Source organism: Pumilibacter muris, assembly GCF_943193045.1.
GTDB classification, from domain to species: domain Bacteria; phylum Bacillota; class Clostridia; order Christensenellales; family Pumilibacteraceae; genus Pumilibacter; species Pumilibacter muris.
Window position 1 is genome coordinate 232,941 of record NZ_CALPCN010000002.1, and the last position, 19,543, is coordinate 252,483.

The 19,543-nt window shown below is 47.2% G+C and carries 30 protein-coding genes and 1 other annotated feature; all 30 genes read right to left on the minus strand.

The window, feature by feature from the left end:
* Nucleotides 1-10: 10 nt before the first annotated feature.
* Entirely contained in the window at nt 11-211 is a 201-nt protein-coding gene (gene rpmC, locus NFR62_RS03720; protein ID WP_251614379.1) for a 50S ribosomal protein L29, read from the minus strand.
* The gene (rplP, locus tag NFR62_RS03725) at nt 211-651 is read right to left on the minus strand and encodes a 50S ribosomal protein L16 (RefSeq protein WP_251614381.1); all 441 of its coding nucleotides are present in this window, start codon (nt 649-651) and stop codon (nt 211-213) included. The genes rpmC and rplP overlap by 1 nt, the downstream gene beginning before the upstream one ends.
* A complete protein-coding gene (gene rpsC / locus NFR62_RS03730; RefSeq protein ID WP_251614400.1) occupies nt 651-1,313 on the minus strand; it encodes a 30S ribosomal protein S3 in 663 nt (220 codons plus the stop codon). The genes rplP and rpsC overlap by 1 nt, the downstream gene beginning before the upstream one ends.
* A 5-nt stretch (nt 1,314-1,318) precedes the next feature.
* A complete protein-coding gene (rplV, locus tag NFR62_RS03735; RefSeq protein ID WP_338049888.1) occupies nt 1,319-1,699 on the minus strand; it encodes a 50S ribosomal protein L22 in 381 nt (126 codons plus the stop codon).
* A 23-nt stretch (nt 1,700-1,722) separates the two neighbouring features.
* A complete protein-coding gene (gene rpsS / locus NFR62_RS03740) occupies nt 1,723-2,001 on the minus strand; it encodes a 30S ribosomal protein S19 (RefSeq protein WP_251614407.1) in 279 nt (92 codons plus the stop codon).
* A gap of 14 nt (nt 2,002-2,015) precedes the next feature.
* Nucleotides 2,016-2,843, minus strand: coding sequence for a 50S ribosomal protein L2 (gene rplB / locus NFR62_RS03745; protein WP_251614411.1), 828 nt, complete (start codon nt 2,841-2,843; stop codon nt 2,016-2,018).
* A gap of 16 nt (nt 2,844-2,859) precedes the next feature.
* The gene (rplW, locus tag NFR62_RS03750) at nt 2,860-3,150 is read right to left on the minus strand and encodes a 50S ribosomal protein L23 (RefSeq protein WP_251614414.1); all 291 of its coding nucleotides are present in this window, start codon (nt 3,148-3,150) and stop codon (nt 2,860-2,862) included.
* Nucleotides 3,147-3,770: a 50S ribosomal protein L4 gene (gene rplD, locus NFR62_RS03755; RefSeq protein WP_251614417.1), complete on the minus strand. Its 624-nt coding sequence runs from the start codon at nt 3,768-3,770 to the stop codon at nt 3,147-3,149. The genes rplW and rplD overlap by 4 nt, the downstream gene beginning before the upstream one ends.
* Nucleotides 3,771-3,785: 15 nt before the next feature.
* Nucleotides 3,786-4,418, minus strand: coding sequence for a 50S ribosomal protein L3 (gene rplC, locus NFR62_RS03760; RefSeq protein WP_251614421.1), 633 nt, complete (start codon nt 4,416-4,418; stop codon nt 3,786-3,788).
* Nucleotides 4,419-4,441: 23 nt separating this feature from the next.
* On the minus strand, nt 4,442-4,750 hold the full coding sequence (rpsJ, locus tag NFR62_RS03765) for a 30S ribosomal protein S10 (RefSeq protein WP_251548538.1): 309 nt from the start codon (nt 4,748-4,750) through the stop codon (nt 4,442-4,444).
* Nucleotides 4,751-4,785: 35 nt separating this feature from the next.
* Nucleotides 4,786-5,001 carry a hypothetical protein gene (locus NFR62_RS03770; RefSeq protein WP_251614424.1) on the minus strand — a complete coding sequence of 72 codons (216 nt, stop codon included), beginning with the start codon at nt 4,999-5,001 and terminating at the stop codon, nt 4,786-4,788.
* Nucleotides 5,002-5,283: 282 nt separating this feature from the next.
* Nucleotides 5,284-5,658, minus strand: coding sequence for a 50S ribosomal protein L7/L12 (gene rplL / locus NFR62_RS03775; protein ID WP_251546247.1), 375 nt, complete (start codon nt 5,656-5,658; stop codon nt 5,284-5,286).
* Between the two features lie 275 nt (nt 5,659-5,933).
* Entirely contained in the window at nt 5,934-6,431 is a 498-nt protein-coding gene (gene rplJ / locus NFR62_RS03780; RefSeq protein ID WP_251614427.1) for a 50S ribosomal protein L10, read from the minus strand.
* Nucleotides 6,432-6,450: 19 nt separating this feature from the next.
* Nucleotides 6,451-6,615, minus strand: a sequence feature (ribosomal protein L10 leader region).
* A 275-nt stretch (nt 6,616-6,890) separates the two neighbouring features.
* Complete coding sequence (rplA, locus tag NFR62_RS03785) at nt 6,891-7,574, minus strand: 50S ribosomal protein L1 (protein ID WP_251614431.1); 684 nt, start codon at nt 7,572-7,574, stop codon at nt 6,891-6,893.
* Nucleotides 7,575-7,588: 14 nt separating this feature from the next.
* Nucleotides 7,589-8,014: a 50S ribosomal protein L11 gene (rplK, locus tag NFR62_RS03790; protein ID WP_251614434.1), complete on the minus strand. Its 426-nt coding sequence runs from the start codon at nt 8,012-8,014 to the stop codon at nt 7,589-7,591.
* A gap of 404 nt (nt 8,015-8,418) precedes the next feature.
* Nucleotides 8,419-8,943, minus strand: a complete 525-nt coding sequence (nusG, locus tag NFR62_RS03795) for a transcription termination/antitermination protein NusG (protein ID WP_251614439.1) — start codon at nt 8,941-8,943, stop codon at nt 8,419-8,421.
* Nucleotides 8,944-8,958: 15 nt separating this feature from the next.
* On the minus strand, nt 8,959-9,285 hold the full coding sequence (secE, locus tag NFR62_RS03800) for a preprotein translocase subunit SecE (RefSeq protein WP_251614442.1): 327 nt from the start codon (nt 9,283-9,285) through the stop codon (nt 8,959-8,961).
* A 2-nt stretch (nt 9,286-9,287) separates the two neighbouring features.
* On the minus strand, nt 9,288-9,449 hold the full coding sequence (rpmG, locus tag NFR62_RS03805) for a 50S ribosomal protein L33 (protein ID WP_251614444.1): 162 nt from the start codon (nt 9,447-9,449) through the stop codon (nt 9,288-9,290).
* A gap of 149 nt (nt 9,450-9,598) precedes the next feature.
* Nucleotides 9,599-9,844, minus strand: a complete 246-nt coding sequence (locus tag NFR62_RS03810; RefSeq protein WP_251614458.1) for a helix-turn-helix domain-containing protein — start codon at nt 9,842-9,844, stop codon at nt 9,599-9,601.
* Between the two features lie 454 nt (nt 9,845-10,298).
* Nucleotides 10,299-10,628 carry a GNAT family N-acetyltransferase gene (locus tag NFR62_RS03815; protein WP_251614461.1) on the minus strand — a complete coding sequence of 110 codons (330 nt, stop codon included), beginning with the start codon at nt 10,626-10,628 and terminating at the stop codon, nt 10,299-10,301.
* Nucleotides 10,629-10,783: 155 nt separating this feature from the next.
* Entirely contained in the window at nt 10,784-11,374 is a 591-nt protein-coding gene (locus tag NFR62_RS03820) for a DJ-1/PfpI family protein (RefSeq protein ID WP_251614464.1), read from the minus strand.
* Nucleotides 11,375-11,414: 40 nt separating this feature from the next.
* Nucleotides 11,415-11,861: a DUF6194 family protein gene (locus tag NFR62_RS03825; protein WP_251614467.1), complete on the minus strand. Its 447-nt coding sequence runs from the start codon at nt 11,859-11,861 to the stop codon at nt 11,415-11,417.
* 1 nt (nt 11,862) lies between these two features.
* Nucleotides 11,863-12,495, minus strand: a complete 633-nt coding sequence (locus NFR62_RS03830; RefSeq protein ID WP_251614470.1) for a GyrI-like domain-containing protein — start codon at nt 12,493-12,495, stop codon at nt 11,863-11,865.
* A 251-nt stretch (nt 12,496-12,746) separates the two neighbouring features.
* The gene (locus NFR62_RS03835; RefSeq protein WP_251614473.1) at nt 12,747-13,274 is read right to left on the minus strand and encodes a hypothetical protein; all 528 of its coding nucleotides are present in this window, start codon (nt 13,272-13,274) and stop codon (nt 12,747-12,749) included.
* Between the two features lie 78 nt (nt 13,275-13,352).
* Nucleotides 13,353-13,973 (minus strand): J domain-containing protein, encoded by a 621-nt coding sequence (locus tag NFR62_RS03840; RefSeq protein WP_251614476.1) that lies wholly within the window; start codon nt 13,971-13,973, stop codon nt 13,353-13,355.
* A 90-nt stretch (nt 13,974-14,063) separates the two neighbouring features.
* Nucleotides 14,064-15,164: a prohibitin family protein gene (locus tag NFR62_RS03845; protein ID WP_251614479.1), complete on the minus strand. Its 1,101-nt coding sequence runs from the start codon at nt 15,162-15,164 to the stop codon at nt 14,064-14,066.
* Between the two features lie 100 nt (nt 15,165-15,264).
* On the minus strand, nt 15,265-16,119 hold the full coding sequence (locus tag NFR62_RS03850) for a DUF5685 family protein (protein WP_251614494.1): 855 nt from the start codon (nt 16,117-16,119) through the stop codon (nt 15,265-15,267).
* Between the two features lie 35 nt (nt 16,120-16,154).
* Nucleotides 16,155-17,168: a tryptophan--tRNA ligase gene (trpS, locus tag NFR62_RS03855; protein ID WP_251614497.1), complete on the minus strand. Its 1,014-nt coding sequence runs from the start codon at nt 17,166-17,168 to the stop codon at nt 16,155-16,157.
* Between the two features lie 64 nt (nt 17,169-17,232).
* Complete coding sequence (gene thrC / locus NFR62_RS03860; protein WP_251614500.1) at nt 17,233-18,714, minus strand: threonine synthase; 1,482 nt, start codon at nt 18,712-18,714, stop codon at nt 17,233-17,235.
* A 377-nt stretch (nt 18,715-19,091) separates the two neighbouring features.
* A complete protein-coding gene (locus NFR62_RS03865) occupies nt 19,092-19,484 on the minus strand; it encodes a hypothetical protein (RefSeq protein ID WP_251614503.1) in 393 nt (130 codons plus the stop codon).
* Nucleotides 19,485-19,543 lie beyond the last annotated feature (59 nt).

Here is a 19,543-nt window from a genome sequence, read left to right on the forward strand (position 1 = left end):
AATGCCCTCTCTACGCCTTCTTCGAAAGTTCGCGCTCACGGAGAACCGTTTTAATGCGCGCGATGTCTTTTTTGCAAACGACCATCTGCATGGGGTTGTTGAGCTGCCCCGTAGCGTTGCTGAATCTAAGATTGAACAGCTCTTGTTTGAGCTCTCCGAGCTTAGCGATAAGCTCGTCGTCTTTCATTTCGTGAATTTGCTTAGCTTTCATTACGCTTTTTCCTCCTTGTCGGCGGATATAAGCTCGCCGCGTTTGCAAATTTTGCAACGCACCGGCAATTTGTGGGAAGCGAGACGAAGCGCTTCGCGCGCCACTTCTTCGCTTACTCCCGCCATTTCGAACATAACTCTGCCCGGCTTAACAACTGCCGCCCAGTATTCGGGAGAACCCTTTCCGCTACCCATGCGGGTTTCGGCGGGTTTCTTCGTTATGGGCTTATGCGGGAAAATGTCTATCCAAACCTGACCGCCGCGCTTGATATAACGCGTCATGGCGATACGGGCGGCTTCTATTTGATTGGAAGTAATCCATGCGGGGTCGAGCGACACAAGCCCGAACTCGCCGTATGCGATTTCGTTACCCTTGTTAGCCTTACCCTTCATTCTGCCGCGCTGTTGTTTGCGGTGTTTTACTCTCTTGGGAAGTAACATTATTCCTGTCCTCCTTGCGGCTCTTTCGCCTTAGGCAATATTTCGCCCTTATACACCCAAACCTTAACGCCGATTGCGCCGAAGGTCGTGCGGGCGGTGGCAACGCCGTAATCTATGTCGGCTCTCAACGTTTGAAGAGGAATGCTTCCGTCGTGATAAGCCTCGCTGCGCGCGATTTCGGCTCCGTCAAGTCGGCCCGAAACTTTAATCTTAACACCTTTCGCTCCGCTGCGCATAACTCTGCCCATAGCCTGTTTCATAGTTCTTCTGAACGAACTGCGCTTTTCAAGCTGAGCCGCAATGCTCTCCGCCACCAAAACGGCGTCCATATCGGGGCGTTTCACTTCCATAATGTTTATATGGAACTGTTTGTCGGGAACGACTTTTTTGAGCTGTTTTTTAAGCTCCTCTATTCCCGCGCCTTTAAGCCCTATTATCATGCCGGGCTTAGAGGTGTGAATGTTTATGCTCACGTTACCCTGAGCGCGCTCTATAATAACTTTGCTCACGCCGTAAGCGTAATATTTCTTTTTGATAAATTCGCGGATTTTGTGGTCTTCGTAAAGGTTTGCGGAAAAATCTTTTTTACCCGCATACCAGTTGGCGTTCCAACCGCCTATAACACCCACTCTGAGACCGTGAGGATTTACTTTCTGTCCCATACTTGTCAGCCCTCCTTCACGGTGCCCAAGATAACCGTGATATGACTCGTTCTTTTATTGATGCGATACGCTCTGCCCTTAGACACGGGATTCATACGCTTCAAAATCGGACCGCCGTCGGCGAATATTTCGTCCACATACAAGTCGGCGCGGCTGAGCCCCTGATTGTGCTCGGCGTTAGCCACAGCCGATTCGATCACCTTGCGAATAGGGTCGCTTGCGGCTTTAGGCGTGGCGAGCAATATGGCGAGCGCTTCGTTCACCGATTTGCCGCGCACGGTGTCGAGCACCACGCGCACCTTAGTGGGCGATATGCGAATATACTTTGCCTGAGCGCAAGGGCGCGTGTCTTTGTTGTCTTTGCGCGCCTGCGTCTTTTCTTTCATTCTCTTTGCCATAGTGTCGCTCCTTATTTACCCTTTGTGGTTTTTTCGCCGGCATGGCCGCGAAACGTGCGGGTGGGCGCGAATTCGCCAAGCTTATGCCCAACCATTTCTTCGGTGCAGTAAACGGGAACGTGCTTGCGTCCGTCGTGCACGGCAATGGTGCTGCCAACGAATTCGGGGAATATCGTGGAAGAGCGCGACCAGGTTTTAATAACCTTTTTATCGGAAGTTTCCGACTGCGCTTTCACTCTTTCATACAGCCTTTCTTCAACGTAAGGGCCTTTTTTTACACTTCTGCTCATGTGTTCTACACCTCTCAGTTAATACGCTTCACAATAAAGCGGTCGCTGTTCTTGTGTTTTTTACGCGTCTTGTATCCGAGCGCCGGCTGACCCCAAGGAGAAACGGGACCGGGACGGCCTATCGGAGACTTGCCTTCGCCACCGCCGTGAGGGTGGTCGCACGGGTTCATTACAACGCCGCGAACGGTGGGTTTCACGCCCATGTGGCGCTTGCGCCCCGCTTTGCCGAGCGAAACAAGCTCATGATCGAGGTTACCGACCTGACCTACCGTAGCTTTGCACGAAAGCGGAATCATACGCATTTCGCCGCTCGGAAGCCTAAGCGTGGCATACTTGCCCTCTTTCGCCATAAGCTGAGCCGCGCTACCCGCAGCTTTCGCCATCTGGCCGCCTCTTCCCGGCTGAAGCTCTATGTTGTGAACCATTGTGCCTACGGGAATGTTTTGAAGAGGAAGAGCGTTGCCCGCCTTTATGTCGGCAGTTTCGCCGCTTATAACGGTGTCGCCCTTACTGAGTCCCAAAGGCGCGAGAATGTATCTCTTTTCGCCGTCGGCGTAATGCAACAGAGCAATATATGCCGTGCGGTTGGGGTCGTATTCGATTTCGGCAACGCGCGCGGGGATATTGTCTTTGTTGCGCTTGAAGTCGATAATGCGGTACTTTATTCTGTTGCCGCCGCCAATATGACGAACGGTTATTCTGCCGGTATTGTTGCGTCCGCCGGTGCGGTACGACGTGTCGAGCAACGATTTTTCGGGTTTCGTCGTGGTGATTTCGTCAAAACTCGAAACCGTTTTGAATCTGGTGCCCGGCGTCATGGGTTTAAATCTTTTTATAGCCATATTGTTGCCGCCTCCATTAGGTTAAGCTATCGAAAAACTCGATAGACTTGCTCGATGCGGTGAGCTGCACATACGCCTTTTTATATTGCGAAGTGTATCCTTCGGTTCTTCCTTGACGTTTGTACTTTCCGCGTACGTTTACTGTGTTTACTTTTTCTACTTTAACCTTGAAGATTTCTTCAACCGCCGCTTTAATCTGCGTTTTGTTCGCTCTGCGGTCTACGACGAAGACATACTTCTTATCCGCTATGCCCTCGTAGCTCTTTTCGCTGCGGATTGGCTTAATAATTACGTCGTAGGCGTTCATTCTTTATAGGCCTCCTCGATTTTTTTGGCGGCCTCTTTCGTCATGACGCATTTTGCGTTAGCCACAACGTCGTAAACGTTTATAAGGCTGCTGTTAAGCGTGCTTACGCCGGGAATGTTTTTCGCCGCGCGCACAACCGCTTCGTCGGCGTCGGTTACAACTATGAGCACGCGCTTGTCGAGCTTGAGGTCGGAAAGCACCTGCGCCATTTGTTTTGTTTTGGGTTCGATTTTGATTTCGTCAACGATTTTAAGTTCGTCGCCGCGAAGTTTTTCGCTGAGCGCGGAGCAAATCGCGTTTCTGCGAGCTTGCTTATTGAGCTTTTGCGAGAAATCGCGGGGCTTGGGTGCGAACACAACGCCGCCGCCCGCCCACTGAGGCGAACGAATAGAGCCCTGACGCGCCCTGCCCGTGCCCTTTTGGCGCCACGGCTTTATGCCGCCGCCGCGAACTTCGGTGCGGGTAAGGGTGCATTTTGTTCCCTGACGCGCGTTGTTGCGCTGAGCTACAACCGCTTGATGAATAAGTGCTTCGTTATATTCGGCGGCGAAAACGCTGTCGGCAAGCTCTATGCTGCCCGCCTCCGCGCCTTTTTGATTAAATACTTTTACGCTTGGCATTTTTCTTCCTCCGCCTTACTTCGATTTCACGGACTGTTTCACCGTTACGAGAGCGCCTTTGGGTCCGGGAATCGCTCCGCGTATCAAAAGCACGTTGCGAGCCGCGTCCACTTTTACGATTTTAAGATTCTGAATGGTTACGTTGTCGTGACCGTAATGACCGGGCATGTGCAATCCCTTTATAACTTTGCTGGGAGTGCTGTTCGCGCCTGTGGAGCCCACGCTGCGGTGAACGGGTCCCGTGCCGTGCGTCATTTTAAGACGGCGCTGATTCCAACGTTTGATAACGCCCGAGAAGCCGTGCCCTTTGCTTACCGCCGACACGTCTACCATGTCGCCGCCCGCAAAGATGTCGCAGTTGATTTTGCTGCCCACTTCGAATTTGTCGGGCTGAGAGAATTTGAATTCGCGCAGGATTTTTCCCGACGCAACGTTCGCTTTTTTATACACGCCCGCTTCCGCTTTGTTTTGATGCTTGGGCGCGTCTTCGAACGAAACGAGAACGGCGCTGTATCCGTCGCGCTCGGGAGTTTTTTTGCGTACTACCGTCATAGGTCCCGCCTCAACGACGGTTACGGCAATACTCAAACCCGTTTCGTCGAAAATCGAGGTCATGCCAACCTTTCTTCCTAATATAGCTTTATCCATTTGTCGTTACCTCCTCACCCGTCTTACAGCTTTATCTGGATGTCTACGCCCGCAGGGAGGTCGAGCTTCATGAGCGAATCGACCGTTTTTGCCGAAGGGCTATATATGTCTATAAGCCGCTTGTGCGTGCGAAGCTCGAACTGTTCGCGGCTATCTTTATACTTGTGCACCGCACGAAGTATAGTTACCACTTCCTTATCGGTGGGAAGAGGAATGGGACCCGAAACTTTGGTGCCCGTTTTCTTCGCCGTTTCAACGATTCTCGCCGCCGATTGGTCAATCAGGTCGTGGTCGTAAGCTTTTAACTTGATTCTGATTTTTTGGCTTGCCATCTTAATAAATTTACCTCCGTTTAGCATTTGCGAAGCTACAACGCCGTCGGGTGGGTCCACACAAGGAGTTTTATATAGGCGGCTATTCTCACCGCCTCGTTTCCGACTAACAGTTGCGCCTTACGGAATTTTTCCGTCGGTTCGCTTATCGGAACGCCTCTCCTAATTCGGTTTTCCACGCTCGCGCGCTTTCCTCTTTTGCCGCTCACTTCGCCGCACGGCATGCCTACCGCCGCACTCGGTCCGCCCAAGTTCTCCCGCAGTCCGCTAAATTTCCGCGAGTAACCTTCGGTTTCTTACCTATTTTCTCCGCAAAAAAGGGCTGTACAGAATGCACAGCCTTGTTATTATACTATAAGTAAAGCGCAAAAGTCAAACGAAATTATAATATTTTACAAAAATTTTTTTAAAAGCATACGAGAGTTTTTGTCAAGCTTGATATAATGCCGTTGAACAAAAAACGACCGCGCTCAAAAACGCAGTCGTCTTTTTGTTCTCGTTTATTTCGTTTTTCGGCTAAGCCGCAAAACTCTTTATTTGAGTTCCGCAGTGGCGCCCGCTTCTTGCAATTTCTTCATTGCTTCTTCGGCGGCGTCTTTGGGCATAGCTTCTTTCACGGTGGAAGGAGCTCCGTCTACGAGAGCTTTCGCTTCGGAGAGTCCGAGACCGGTGATTTCGCGCACAACCTTTATAACGGCAATCTTGTTTCCGCCGATTTCTTTAAGCATAAGGTTGAACTCGGTTTTCTCCTCTTCGGCGGGAGCGGCAGCTCCGCCTGCTGCGGGAGCGGCAACAGCCATAGCCGCAGCCGACACACCGAACTCTTCTTCGAGCATTTTAACGAACTCGTTGAGTTCCATAACCGACATGCTCTTTACTTCTTCCAACATTTTATTCAAATCTGCCATGATTTTTAAATTCTCCTTATTTTATTTGCGTTTTCACGCGGTTTTGTTTTTCTTTTTTTTGTTTTGATGCCGTTGCGTTCAGCATAACTCCACGCACGGGATTACTTTGCTACGCAATAGGCATTAAGCGACTTGCGCTTGGGCGAATTTTTTCAATCGACTTTCTCGGGTTTACCGAGAAAAGACGCCTAATTAAGTTCGCCTAACACGGGTTAAGCAAGCAAGTGCCGCAAGGCACGCAGCGTAGCGCCGTGTTACGTTTGGGCGACAAAGCTTTACGCCGACTGTTTTTTTGCAATTTCGCTGAGAGCGACTGCAAGACTGCGCATAGGGCTGGTGAGCATTCCGAGCAACTGTCCGACAAGAACAGGTTTTGCGGGAATTTTGGAGAGCGCGTTCACTTCTTCTACCGAAGCTTGTTTGCCCTCTATAATGCCGCCTTTAATCGCAATCTTATTGTTGGTTTTCGTAACGGTTTCCGCAACGATTTTCGCGGGAGCAACCGCGTCTTCGTAGCCGAACGCTACGGCGGTGGGTCCTTCGAGAACTTTTTCGAACCCGTCGAAACCGCAGTTGTTTAGCGCGCGGAGCACAAGACGGTTTTTAAGAACCTTGTAGTCAACGCCCGCTTTGCGCATATTCACGCGCATTTCGGTGTCTTGCGCAACGGTGAGTCCGCGATAGTCCACAAGCACTATGCTTTTGGATTTTTTTACTTTTTCCACGATTTCTTCAACCTGTTGCGCTTTTTGTTCGATTGCTTCTTTAGACATTTCTTTTACCTCCTGTTTTATTTTTATAAAACAAACGCCCCGATTAAACGAGGCGTTTAAGGTCTTATTATTCGTTCGGCAATTTCGCCGTTCAAATTAAAGATTTCACACCTCGACAAGCCGACCGCAGTCATTTAAAGCGCGTAGCGCCGCTTGTTGTCTTAGGTTATTTAATTGGTTGCGTCTTGTTTTTAACGTTGAACGCTGTTTGTCATTGCGAGCGTAGCGTGGCAATCTTTGCCGCAAAGTCGCTCTATGAATGAGACTACCGCGTCGGGCTTCGCCATCCTCGCAGCGACACCGAAAGTGCCGACTTACGTGTTGGGCGGACAAAAATCCGACTTTCGCAGGCGTGTACCGCGAAAGGACGCCTTATTGAGTTCGCTCAACACGGATTAAGCAAGCAAGTGCCGTATGGCACGCATGCGTAGCGCCGTGTTGCGCTTGGGCGATAGTGTTTTATATTCTGTAATTTACCTTTACGCCGGGACCCATTGTGGACGCCGCGTAAACGCTTTTAAGATACGTTCCTTTTGCGGCTGCGGGTTTGGCTTTAACGATAGCTTCCATAAGAGTGTTGAAGTTTTCGAGAAGCTTTTCGGCCCCGAACGACTTTTTACCTATGGGGCAGTGAACAATAGCGGTTTTATCGACACGGTATTCAACTTTGCCCGCTTTGGTCTCTTTAATCGCCTTTTCAATGTCGGGAGTAACCGTTCCCGACTTGGGCGACGGCATCAAGCCTTTGGGACCGAGTATTCTCGCAACGCGACCCATTTGCCCCATCATGTCGGGCGAAGTAATAACAACGTCGAAATCAAGATAATTTTCGTTAAGAATTTTAGCTATAATTTCTTCGGCGCCCACTATGTCGGCGCCCGCTTTAACGGCTATGTCCGCCTTGTCGCCTTTCGCTATAACAAGAACTTTAACCGTTTTACCCGTGCCGTTTGGAAGCACCACCGTGCCGCGAACCTGTTGGTCGGCTTGGCGAGGGTCTACGCCCAAACGAACGTGAAGTTCCACCGTTTCGTCGAATTTCGCTTTCGCGGACGCTAAAACCGCTTCTATCGCGTCGGCGGGTTCGTAAGCCTTAGTCAAGTCGATAACTTTAACGCTGTCTCTGTAATTCTTTCCGCTCATTATGCTTGCCCTCCTTAGTCTACCACCGTAACGCCCATACTGCGAGCGGTTCCGGCTATCATGCTTATTGCGGCTTCCAAACTTGCCGCGTTAAGGTCGGGCATTTTGGTTGTTGCAATTTCGGTAAGCTGAGCTTTGGTGATTTTAGCAACCTTGTCTTTATTCGGTTTTGCAGAACCGCTCTCTATGCCGCACGCTTTTTTAATAAGCACTGCTGCGGGAGGGGTTTTGAGCACGAAAGTAAAGCTACGGTCGGCGTATATGCTGATTACTACGGGAATAATCAAGCCTTCCTGCCCTCTCGTTTTTTCGTTGAACTCTTTGGTAAAGCCCGGAATGTTTATGCCGTGCGGACCGAGACTGCTACCTACGGGCGGGCCCGGAGTCGCTTTGCCGGCGGGCAGTTGGAGCTTTACTACTGCTTGTAGTTTCTTTGCCATTTTTCTTTTCTCCTTGCTTAAAATATTTTTTATGCAATCGCGGTACTATCGAGCTTTCGCTCTCCCGAATTGTAACTATTATTTACGGCTTTTTGGTCGCAAAAAGCCTTGCAAAAACGATAAGAGGGAGGGACACTTTTCGATTGTGTCCCTCCCCTCTTAACACCCCACCCCGCAACGAAAAAGGCTGCGCCTTTTATGGCTTTTATAGGTTGGAGTATTCGGAACGCAATCGTTTTCTTATTTTGTTTCGGTTTTTATTCCCGTAACCGTTAAGAGGGGTTAAGGGGCGGAGCCCTTTATCGTTGCGAGGGGGCTCTGCAAGGGGGAACACAGCCGAAAGTGTTCCCCCCCCTGCACGCTTTTTCGCCTAAGCCTTTTTGGCGCTCAAAAAGGCTGGTAAATTATTCTGCTTTGTCGATTTGATACAACTCCAAATCCACAGGAGTTTCTCTGCCGAACATGCTCACTATAACGCGGCACTTCGATGCGGCGGCGTCAAGCGTTTCGATTTCGCCAACAAATCCTTCCAAAGGACCTTGCACAACCTTAACGCGGTCGCCAACGCGGTAATCCGTTTCAACGGCAACGCCTTTGTCTATTCCGAGCCGCTTTATTTCGTCTTCCGTGAGAGGCAAAGGGCGTCCTTGCGGACCTACGAAACCTGTCACGCCGCGCGTGTTGGTAATCATATGCCACATATTATTATTGTATAACATCTTTATAAGAACATAGCACGGGAATTTGCGGCGCTGCACTATTTTGCGTTTGCCGTTCTTCTCCTCGACCACGTCTTCCATAGGAATGGTAATTTCCAACAGGCGGTCGAGCATATTGTTCTTTTCGAATACCATTCTAAGGTTGTCGCGCACCATGTTCTCGTAACCCGAATAGGTGTGCAACACATACCACTTCGCTTCTTCTTCCACGACTTTCTCCTCGCGTTATATAATTAAAGGCAACGAGGGCGCGCCCGAAAAGAGGGCGTTTGCCGCGTTTTTGAATCCGACCGCCACAGCTTGCAAAAGCCGCGCCGTTTCTTCGGCGGGAGGCGTTAAGCCCTTAATAAGCTGACGGTGGGCAAGTCCCAAAAGTTGGTCCATAACAAGAAGTATTACCAAAAAGAATACGGTAACAACCAAAACCGCGCCCGTTTGCTTCATGGTTTTGCCGAAAGTAGGCCATGTAACTTTTTTGAGTTCGGCAAACGTTTCCTTGACGCGACTGCGCTTTTTGGGCTTTTCAGCCTGCGCGCTCTTGTCTTTCGCCATGATTATTTCGTCTCCTTATGAACGGTGTGCTTTTGGCAGAACTTGCAATATTTTTTAAGCTCGATTCTGTCGGGATTGTTCTTTTTGTTTTTCATATTGTCGTAATTGCGCTGTTTGCACTCGGTGCATGCAAGCGTAATACGCGTTCTCGTTGTAGCCGCCATATATGTTCAACTCCTTTAATTGCTTACATAGAAAAATAACACCCCGATTGCGGTGCTTACCTATGATAGCACACCGCAAGCAACGGTGTCAAGCGTTTTTAAACTTTTTTCACAACTAACAAAAACAGATTGATAACTACCGCTAAAAATCAGTCGCTAATATCATCGAACACAGCATCGTCGAAAAATTCTTTTAAATTCATTCCGAGCGTAGCCGCAATTTGGTAAACCGTATCTATTTTGGCGGTCTTAACCCGAGTTAAGTCGGGATTGATTATTTTCCATACCGTAGAACGCGGCATACCCGCTTGTTTCGCAAGCTCGTATGCCGTCAAATTATCTTTATCATTTATTAACCCGCTAACTCTAAGAGCTATTGCTTCAATCAATTTCATAATCTTCTCCCGTTTCCAACAGTAAACGCCATAAAAAATTATATACGCATTTAACAAACAATTAGTTTCCACATGGGAACGCTTGATTATGCAATGTTCTTGTGGCGTACTCAACATACAATAGTTATTTCTACAACGCCGCAATTTTTCTTTCCCGAAGCAACCGTATATTAAACCAACTAATATTAGAATAGGTTAAACATATATAGTTTCAGCTCGGCTCGTTTGTTTTAGCGTTGGTTTGAAATAAAAAACAGGTATATGCAAAATGCTTATACCTGTTTTCATAATTTTCTGTAAAAAAACGACGCCGAAAATGCGCATTTCTCATAGGGAATTGCCCCCCCAAAATATTTTATTGATACGCTTTCAGATTATGAAAAAAGCACTCGAACATTTTATTCGAGTGCTTTTAGCTAAACTTTATTAGAAAGATAAATTGAAATTTATCGTATCAAATAGCTTTTCCATATCTCAATATGTAGTGAGAGGAATTTTCGTCCACAACGACAAAGCCATTTCTTTCATAAAATTTCTTTGCAGGATTACTCTTAAAAGTATCCAAAAATATCGGTTTATTTAATTCATCTGCCTTTTTAATAAAGCCTTGTAAGATTAAAGAGCCTAATCCGTTGTTACGATATTCGGGCAACAAGGTAAAAACATCTACTATAATTTTCGTATCTTCTTCTTTATAGTAAACATACCCGGCGGTTTGATTTTTGACTGCAATTTTAAGAAGATTAGGTTTTAATTGTTTCAAATGACTTTCCATAATAGCCATATCGCAAATCCCAAAGAACTCTAATATATACTTTTCAAAAGCGTCCATTTGGCACTTTATATAACTGTCGTGGTCTGCGTCGGTATATGGAACTAATTCATAGATATTCATTATAGGTCGTTTATAATTCTCCGTTAAATTACTGTTTATCGTAGTTACATTTCCGGCATAGGCGCATTGTAAAAGCCGAGCTTATGAAAATCATACCAGCCTTTTATTTGTTCTTCGGTTGATACCAATAAAGCTCGTAATACTTCTTGCGCAAATTCAAGAGCTGCCGTTCCATTTGCCGTGATAACATTATTGTCCAATACCGCTTGCCTATGCATAAAGCCTTGTTCGTTTGTATAAGACGAATATTGTTTTAATTCGTTCAAATCATTAGCCGTATGTTTTGCGCCATTCAACGCCCCAATAGAGCCTAAAAATCTACAAGCATCGCAAATCGCACCTACCACTTTGCCGCTCTTAATGCAAGCATCAATAAGCGGCTTAACTTGCATAGCGTTCTCGTTATGCCACGACATACCACCGATAAGTATTACGGCACCATAATCGGACGGTAATGTAAGTAAATCATAATCAGGCAAACACTTAACACCGCCAATAGAGGTAACGGCGTTCTTTGTAAGCGATACAGTTTTATTTTCAAACTTGCCGCCACCGAGCATATTGACCGCCGACGAAATATAAGCAAGCTCCCAATCAGCCCATTGTTCCAAGATTACATATAGTATTTTTTTCATTATCTTCATTTCCTTTTACGTCGCTAAATTGAAATTTCTCTTACTTTCTTTTAGAATATTTTTCCTTTGCGTACTCATAAGCCTCTTTAATTAACGGCTTTAATCTTTCAAAGGTAGTATCGGACGGATTGAGTGCACACACCCAACTCATCCAAGCGTAAACGGGGTGTGGCAGTATTTTATCTGTTTGCGTAAAATCATACGGCATATCCACAATTCCGCCTTTTGACGGACGTGCAGGAACTGTACCAAACATATCTATAAAAGTATTTTTGCGAACTCCGATATTCACACGATAAATATTCTCTCTATTCAAATTCGAACTTTTATCGTTGTCGCCGTCTTTCTCTTTGACAGTCAAAACATAAATTCCGCGTTTAAGCGTGTTATTAGGGTTATAAAAAATTCCACTTTCGCCCCAACTGCTTACTAAAACCGTATCGGGTAGATTTTCAAAACAGTATTTAAGTATATCGTTAGGTTGCATCCTATACCTTCTTTATCGGGTGTCTTACAACGGTTTTGAGTTTTTCTCCGGCACACTTGCGCGGATCGCTTAAATATATCTCGTGATGATAACGGCTTTCACTTATATCCAACACATAGCCGTTTGCCGCCATATACTCGTGCATAAGTGCTACCGTTTTCGGCTCGTCATCGTAAGAGCCAACGTGCATACATTGAACGCAAACGCCCTCATCGTAGGTCAAAAACTCGACCTTTGAAAAGTCGGCTTTTTTCTTTTTCGTCGCTTCCTGCACCGCCCAATCAAAATCGGCTTCCGTTACAAAATCGGGCAAACGAATAAGTGATATAAAGTTAAACCCGTTCTTGTTCGCATAATCAATTGTATCTGAGCCTTCTTGCCACCAAAAGCCTTCAAGCGGCGGGACAACGTATTCAAAATACCCGTCAATCTTGTGAGAACCTTTATAACTCATTTTAATAGTAAAGGCTATTGCGTACAAAAGCCCTATTGAATCTTTATACTCGCCACTTTCGTCGTTGGGATTACCTTTACCGCGTACCGCTATATAATTCATTTTCGGCACAGTAACGATAGACGGCTTGTTTGCCGGCATATAAAATTCTTTGTATTCTTTTTTATAATCGAATGCCATAATCGTACTCCATTAAATTACTGTTTAGCGTACAGTCATTATATCACGAAAAATGGAAGAACACAACCGATTGAATTTTGCGGGAAATATAAAACATATCTATATCTCACTTGGCTACAAGTAGCCTCGTTTGTCCACGCAATATAAATATCAAAAAAGGCGTGGCTTCACGCCACGCTTTAATCTCTACAACCTGCGGCTTACCGAATATCCCTATGGAAACTGCGATAAAGCGCCGTTCCCTATTTTGTTTATTTAATAAGTTTTGTCAGTCTTATGCTCAGTTGATTAAAGAGCAAGTCGAACACAAGAGCCAAAAGCGTGAACACAAGAGCGAGTAGCGGATAGCCGCCGAGCTTTGAGGAAATCGCAATAATGTCGATTGTTGTAATCCACTTTGCGCAAAACCACACGGCAACAAGCGCGAGGTTTGAAAAAGTCGCCATAACCGCAAGCCTTATTAAAGCCGTTTGCCATTTGGTGTAGTATAGCTTGCGTATAAAATAACTCAAAATCGCAAACGGCGCAAAAATTAAAGCGTCGAGCAAAAAAGCCGAACTCAACACGGTTACGCCGCCTGTGAAAAACGCGATTAACAAACTAACCGCAATGCCTGCGATTCCGTACCATATTCCGCATTTGCACGCAACAATATAATAGCACAACGCCGCGAACATTAAAAGCGACACTTTGAGCCAACCGAAGTTTGTTAAAAATACGCAAAGAGCGGCAATCGCCGCCCCTACCGCGCTATATGTGATTTTACGCGTTTTGTTCATGCAAAATCCTTTTTTATTCGCACCGCGTCGGAAAAAACTATTCCTAAGCACGGGTTCGCCCGAGAAACAACCTCGCGCCTACCCGCAACAACGCGTCATGCTGCAACAACAGTCGGTTAAACAGTAGGCAAGACAACAGTTGCTAAGCATGTTGCCGCCGCACATTTGCCCGTCTTGCTGTTGCTGAACGGGAGGCGGTCCCTGCATGGGTTCAACTCCTATTGTGCGAGCGTCGGCTTGCGGATTGCCCATAACCAAATCGAGCTTTTCGAGCGCCGATTTGTATTTATCGTTGCTCGGCTCCATTTCAACCGCAAGCGAAAGTTGCTTGCGGCTGTCGGTGAGCCACTCGCGTTTATAAAAAATTATAGACTGCAAATAATGCCACTGCGCCGTGCGGTTGCTTATCGCGTCGAGCCGCGACTGCGCTTCGTCGTAGCTTCCCTTTTTAATAAGGTCGTCTATTAAACCGTAATCGCCGTCGCCGAATGTTTCCTGCGCCTTTTTCTTTTCGAAATCGGCGCAAATCATAGCCCAAGCCGATTCAAGCTCGCTCAACTTACGCGCGCCTTCGTTCCCTTCGGCGCCCGACTTAAAACGCTGCTCGCCGTATTGCGCTTTCAGCTCTTCGTAGCGGGCGCGAAGTTCTTCTTCGCTTGCTTCGGGGCTCAGCCCCAACTCGTTGTAAGGGTCTTTCATTTTTACCTCTTTTCGGCTTTTCATTCTGAAAAGCACGCAAAACGTTTTAAAGTATTGTTCGCTTTAAAAAACCGTCGCCGCAAATTTCTTTTACGGATTCGAAGGGTTCGTAGGGTCGGTCGGAATAATTACCTGCGCGTTGCCGTCGGTAATCATAACGCTCGGAAGTTTGCCGTCCCACTTAGACAAATATTCAACATATTTAAGATAGTCGGAAATCAATTTTACTTCCGCTTCCGATTTCCCGGTGAAATCGATTTCGTAAAGCACGTCGGTAACGTTTCCTTTGTCGTCTGTAACGTTGGTTTCTTTTATCGTAAATCCGAGAGCGCGCGCAACCTCTATAGATTTAAGTTGAATTGCGTGGGCTTCCGCCTTTGCAACCTCTATTTGAGCCTGAGCTTCGGCTTTCGCAATTTCCAAATTAGCTTCCGCTTTCTTTTTGGCAACTTCGAGTTCTTTTTCGGCGTTTATAAGCGCGGTTTGCTTTTCGTATTCCGCTTTGAGCTTTTCTTGCTCCGCTATCATCTTATCTTCAACCGTCTTTTCGAAGGCGTCGCTGAATTCGATATTCGTAAGCACTACCGCAACTATATTAACATAGTAGTTTTCGTTTACGCTCTCTTTAATCACCGTTTCAACTTCGGGCGAAATAGTGGCGCGCGTTTCGATAATCGTCATAGCCGAATATGCGGAAAGCACCGATTTAGCTTTTTCCACCGAAATGCTTTCTATACGGTTGCCGAGCACGTCCAAATTCCCGTAGTGATTGGCAATTTCTATTGCCTTAGAAGAATCTATTTGATATTGAACGGTCATGCTCACGGCCATAGTTTGAGCGTCTTTGCTATAAGCCATTGTGCTTATGTTCAAATTTTGCACTTTTGCATCGTATATTTGATACTTTTCGGTAATCCAAAAATCAAAATATGTGCCCGATGTGCGAACCTGACGCGCGTCGCCCATGTGCTTTACAACCGCCACTTCGCCCGCATCCACTGTGTGGAAACTGAACGGAATAAGCAAGAACAGCAAAAAGAACACGGCGCCCACGCCACCGAACAAAATACCTTTTTTCTTTTCTCCGCCGTTGCGGTTTTTCTTTTTAATTACTCCGTTATACACGCCGAGAACTAATCCGCCCGCAAACAAGACGAAAAACAAGATTCCGAGAACAACTGCCACACCCATAATTTTTATACCTCCTCAGTTCGCTTAACCGCGAACTTAAAAAATTTTCTGTCTTTAATATATATTGTATAACGTAAACGCAAGCGTTTATACGGTTAAACTATATTTTAGGGGGCGGGAGCTTTTTTTCGCTTCCGAGCAATTCCTCGCATTTGCTCCTGAGCCCCTTGTGCACAATGTTCCGCATTAGGTCGCTCGCGCCCGTAAACGTCATTTTATTAAAACATTCGATTGCGCGGTTTACAGTGCTTGCAAGCAGAAACGTAAGCTCCCGCCTGTGCGCGTCAATAAACTGTTTTCTGTTTTTATATCCCGAGTATTCGATAAGAACGGGATTGTACCGCTTTTTTTTGAAGTCCTCGTCTATGTCGTCGATTGCGTCGGCAACGTACACGAACTTGCCGACGTTATAAAGGAGTTTGCCAAGCTGCGCGTCGGACGAGCCTGTGAGCAAAAGCCCCAACTTTTCCATCATAACGGCGAAACAGTCCGCCACTCGGTCTATCCCTTTCGTGTTTTGCTTTTCAAGTTCGAGTAGCTTTCCGTATTGCTCCGTTATTATTTTGTCGGCTTCGGGGAATAGCTCGGCGGCTTTGCGATAATGCTTTTTAAGCATTTTGCGCACAGCACGCTTTTTTATTCCGCCGCCGTCGTTTACGTCGTCTTGCGCCTTATTGTAGCTAAGCAAGATATTTGTTGCCACAATTTTATCGAAAAGTTCGTTGCGGCAAACAATCGTTTTTTTCTTAGGATTGCACACGCACCTTTCGTTTGAAAACGTTACTTGCTGCTTGGAATAGTCGTGCAACAGCACGCTTAAAAACACCATATCGTAGTTGGTGGTGAAACGCGGCCATTGCCCGAACATTTTTCCTGTGGATTTGCATATTCCGCAGTAAAACGCTCTGTATAGGCAAAAGTCCGCTTGCCCTAACTCGGCTTTTACAGGAACCACATAACCGTACAATTCTTTACCTCAAATTGTTTGCGTTAAAAAGGCTGCACAAAGCCAACTTTGCGATACACTTTCGAAAGAGTTCTCGCAGCCGTTCGCGCCGCTTTTTCGGCGCCCGTTTTCATAACCTCGTTCAAATAGGTTTTGTCGGCAAGAATACGTTTATACTCGGCTTGAACGGGTTTTAAAAACTCTATAACCGACTCGCCCACTCTCTTTTTAAAGTCGGCATAACCGAGCCCCGCGAACTCCTTTTCGGCGGCGGGCACGCTCGTGCCCGAAAAGGTTGAATACACCGTTAAAAGATTGCTTATGCCCGGCTTACTCTCGCGCTCGAATTTTATGCAAGCGTCGCTGTCGGTAACCGCCGCCTTGAACTTACGCATTATCACGTCGGGCTCGTCCGCCAAATAAACGCAATCGTTGTGATTGTCGTCCGACTTGCTCATTTTCGACTTCGGATTCTGAAGCCCGCAAATCTTCGCGCCGTTCTTGGGAATTATCGGCTCGGGCAAAACGAACGTCGGCGAATATCTGCCGTTAAAACGTTGCGCAATGTTGCGCGCAAGCTCGACGTGTTGCTTTTGGTCTTGCCCCACAGGCACGAGCTCTGCCTGATACAACAGTATATCCGCCGCCATGAGCACGGGATAATCGAACAGACCCACGTTTACGTTTTCGGGGTTTTTCTTGCTCTTTTCCTTAAACTGCGTCATGCGGCGCGCCTCTCCGAAAAGAGTGTTGCAATTAAGCACCCAAGCAAGTTCGGCGTGCGCCGAAACGTGCGACTGAATGAACAGCGTGCATTTTTCGGGATTTAAACCGAGCGCAAGATACATGGCAAGCATATCGAGCGTGTTCTTCCGAAAGTCTGCCGCCGAAAGGGTTACGGTGATGCTGTGCATATCCGCAACGCAATAAAAGCAGTCGTAATCTTCTTGCATAGCGAGCCAATTTTTGAGCGCGCCCGCATAGCTTCCGAGCGTTGGAGCGCCCGTAGGTTTTACCGCGCTGAATATAACTTTTTTCTTCTCGTTTTCAACTGTCATTTTTTTACAAGCTTGCCATCCTTTACGCAAAATGTTTTTAAAAATATTATCGCGCGCGACTCTTTTATTTTTTACCTAACCTTTCGGCGAACGCAATAATCGTTCCGTTCACATCGCCGAGCTCTATGCAGTCGGTAAATATTTTCTCCTTAGTCGGCAAATTTATAAGCGATTCGGGCACTTCGAGCGCGGTAACCTCTTCCAGCTTTTGCAAATCTTTAAGTTCGTTTCCCGTAGGACGTTCTTCTATTGCTTTTAAAACGCTTGCCGCAAACTTATGAGGCGACGCCGTCGAAAGTATTACTACCGGCGTATTATCGTCGCGCGTTTTTGCCGCAACCGCCGCCGCAACCGCCGTGTGCGGGTCGATTATATATCCGTACTCGTCGAAATATTCCGCCACAGTATCCGCCACTTCTTCTTCGCTCGCGTAGCCTGCGGCGAAAACCCGAAGCATGGCTTCGGCTTCGTGCGGCGTAAGCGAATACACTCCCTCTTCTTTCAACTTCGCCATGCGCGACGCGGTGAGTTCGTCGTTTTCTCCGCTTAAATCAAACACAAGACGTTCGAGGTTTGACGACACCAAAATATCCATGCTGGGGCTGCTCGTTTTGCGAAACTCCCGACGCGCGTCGTATGTTCCCGTGCTAATAAAATCGGCAAGCACGTTGTTTATGTTCGACGCGCAAATAAGTCTGCCTACGGGAAGCCCCATTTTGAGCGCGTAGTACCCAGCGAGAATATCGCCGAAGTTTCCGCTCGGGACGCAGAAATCCACTTTGTCGCCGAAACGGATTTGCTTACCCTCCGCAAGGTCGGCATAAGCGGTAAAATAGTAAGTTATTTGCGGAGCGAGCCGCCCGAAGTTTATAGAGTTTGCGCTCGACAGTTCTATTTTAAGTTTCGCAAGCGCGCTTTTAAGCTCTGTGTCGGTAAACGCTTTTTTAACGGCGGTTTGCGCGTCGTCGAAATTGCCTTTCACAGCCGACACGAAAACGTTGTCGCCTTCGGTGGTAATCATTTGCAAACGTTGCAGGTCGGATACCCCTCCGTCGGGATAAAAAACCGCAACCGCAGTGCCGCCCACCCCAGAAAAACCTTCGAGAGCCGCTTTCCCCGTGTCGCCGCTCGTGGCTACGGGAATAAGCGTTGTGCTTAAATTGCCTAAAAGTTTTTTAGAACCTTGAAGCAAATAGGGCAAAAGCGTAAGCGCTATGTCCTTAAACGCATGCGTAGGTCCGTGCCACAGTTCGAGCACATACGTTTTGTCGAACACTTTAACAAGCGGCGCGGGGTCGCCGTCGAACCGCGAATACGCCGCGCGGGTGTATTCGGGCAATTCGTTTTTCAGTTCGGGCAAAAACTCGCCTATCACTTGCGCGGCTACGTTTTCGTAAGGTTCGCCGCAAAATGCCTTTATTTGCTCGCTCGAAAACTCAGGAAACGACTGCGGAACAAAAAGTCCGCCCTCGTCGCTTATTCCGCGACAAACCGCTTCCGCTCCGCTTACTTCGGCTTTTTTATTTCTTGTGCTGTAAAACTTCATTTTTTCCGACTTTTTTTAAAGAAACTTATTTCTCTGTACGTTAAGACTGCTTTGTTTCATGATTCATTCTATGCTTGGGATTGCTTCGCTACGCTCGCAATGACGTTCTCCCCTTGTCATTGCGAGGAGCCGTTAGGCGACGCGGCAATCTCTGCCGTTGTATTCGTTCCATGCGGGGGATTGCGTCGCTATCGCTCGCAATACTCGCTAACGCTCGTGGCGTTCGCACACTGCGTGTGCTCGGCTAAGGACACAGTAACCGATTGTCATTGCGAAGAACGAACGCAGTGAGTGACGCGGCAATCTCTGCCGTTGTATTCGCTCCATGCACGGGATTGCTTCGCGTAGCGCAAAGAGGTGCACTTATTTGCCGCCGTCTATATATATCTCTTTAAAGGCGCGGGAATTTCCGCCATGCTCAACGTGAGTGTGAATTTCACGTTGTAACGGGTTGCGATTTCGTCAAGCTTGGGAACAAATTCCACAGGGTCTACCGAGCCTATTCTCGCAATACCGTCTATGTAAATTTCGCAAATGTCGGTGTTCCCCGCAATCATGCCTTTAATAAACGCTTCGAGCTCCTCTGCGGTTTTCACGGCGTATTCGGCGGTAACCACAAAGCGTATTTTATTTGATATATCGAGGCTGTATTTATCAACGGGAGTAATGAACACTACGTTGCCTTTCGCGTTTTCCACGCTTGCGTTGGCTTTGTCGATAATTCTCGTAGTTTTGCCCGTGCCCTTAGCTCCGAAAATAAGTTCTATCATTGTTAAACTCCTTTTGCCGCGAATTGCGGCTTTTTTATATTTTTTATGCAGCAATGCCT

Coding starts and splice junctions, on each gene's coding strand:
- rpmC (WP_251614379.1), bottom strand. CDS start 211: ATGAAAGCTAAGCAAATTCACGAAATGAAAGACGACGAGCTTATCGCT.
- rplP (WP_251614381.1), bottom strand. CDS start 651: ATGTTACTTCCCAAGAGAGTAAAACACCGCAAACAACAGCGCGGCAGA.
- rpsC (WP_251614400.1), bottom strand. CDS start 1,313: ATGGGACAGAAAGTAAATCCTCACGGTCTCAGAGTGGGTGTTATAGGC.
- rplV (WP_338049888.1), bottom strand. CDS start 1,699: ATGAAAGAAAAGACGCAGGCGCGCAAAGACAACAAAGACACGCGCCCT.
- rpsS (WP_251614407.1), bottom strand. CDS start 2,001: ATGAGCAGAAGTGTAAAAAAAGGCCCTTACGTTGAAGAAAGGCTGTAT.
- rplB (WP_251614411.1), bottom strand. CDS start 2,843: ATGGCTATAAAAAGATTTAAACCCATGACGCCGGGCACCAGATTCAAA.
- rplW (WP_251614414.1), bottom strand. CDS start 3,150: ATGAACGCCTACGACGTAATTATTAAGCCAATCCGCAGCGAAAAGAGC.
- rplD (WP_251614417.1), bottom strand. CDS start 3,770: ATGCCAAGCGTAAAAGTATTTAATCAAAAAGGCGCGGAGGCGGGCAGC.
- rplC (WP_251614421.1), bottom strand. CDS start 4,418: ATGGATAAAGCTATATTAGGAAGAAAGGTTGGCATGACCTCGATTTTC.
- rpsJ (WP_251548538.1), bottom strand. CDS start 4,750: ATGGCAAGCCAAAAAATCAGAATCAAGTTAAAAGCTTACGACCACGAC.
- rplL (WP_251546247.1), bottom strand. CDS start 5,658: ATGGCAGATTTGAATAAAATGTTGGAAGAAGTAAAGAGCATGTCGGTT.
- rplJ (WP_251614427.1), bottom strand. CDS start 6,431: ATGTCTAAAGAAGCAATCGAACAAAAAGCGCAACAGGTTGAAGAAATC.
- rplA (WP_251614431.1), bottom strand. CDS start 7,574: ATGAGCGGAAAGAATTACAGAGACAGCGTTAAAGTTATCGACTTGACT.
- rplK (WP_251614434.1), bottom strand. CDS start 8,014: ATGGCAAAGAAACTACAAGCAGTAGTAAAGCTCCAACTGCCCGCCGGC.
- secE (WP_251614442.1), bottom strand. CDS start 9,285: ATGGCGAAAGACAAGAGCGCGCAGGCTGAAAAGCCCAAAAAGCGCAGT.
- rpmG (WP_251614444.1), bottom strand. CDS start 9,449: ATGGCGGCTACAACGAGAACGCGTATTACGCTTGCATGCACCGAGTGC.
- NFR62_RS03810 (WP_251614458.1), bottom strand. CDS start 9,844: ATGAAATTGATTGAAGCAATAGCTCTTAGAGTTAGCGGGTTAATAAAT.
- NFR62_RS03815 (WP_251614461.1), bottom strand. CDS start 10,628: ATGGCTATTATGGAAAGTCATTTGAAACAATTAAAACCTAATCTTCTT.
- NFR62_RS03820 (WP_251614464.1), bottom strand. CDS start 11,374: ATGAAAAAAATACTATATGTAATCTTGGAACAATGGGCTGATTGGGAG.
- NFR62_RS03825 (WP_251614467.1), bottom strand. CDS start 11,861: ATGCAACCTAACGATATACTTAAATACTGTTTTGAAAATCTACCCGAT.
- NFR62_RS03830 (WP_251614470.1), bottom strand. CDS start 12,495: ATGGCATTCGATTATAAAAAAGAATACAAAGAATTTTATATGCCGGCA.
- NFR62_RS03835 (WP_251614473.1), bottom strand. CDS start 13,274: ATGAACAAAACGCGTAAAATCACATATAGCGCGGTAGGGGCGGCGATT.
- NFR62_RS03840 (WP_251614476.1), bottom strand. CDS start 13,973: ATGAAAGACCCTTACAACGAGTTGGGGCTGAGCCCCGAAGCAAGCGAA.
- NFR62_RS03845 (WP_251614479.1), bottom strand. CDS start 15,164: ATGGGTGTGGCAGTTGTTCTCGGAATCTTGTTTTTCGTCTTGTTTGCG.
- trpS (WP_251614497.1), bottom strand. CDS start 17,168: ATGACAGTTGAAAACGAGAAGAAAAAAGTTATATTCAGCGCGGTAAAA.
- thrC (WP_251614500.1), bottom strand. CDS start 18,714: ATGAAGTTTTACAGCACAAGAAATAAAAAAGCCGAAGTAAGCGGAGCG.
- NFR62_RS03865 (WP_251614503.1), bottom strand. CDS start 19,484: ATGATAGAACTTATTTTCGGAGCTAAGGGCACGGGCAAAACTACGAGA.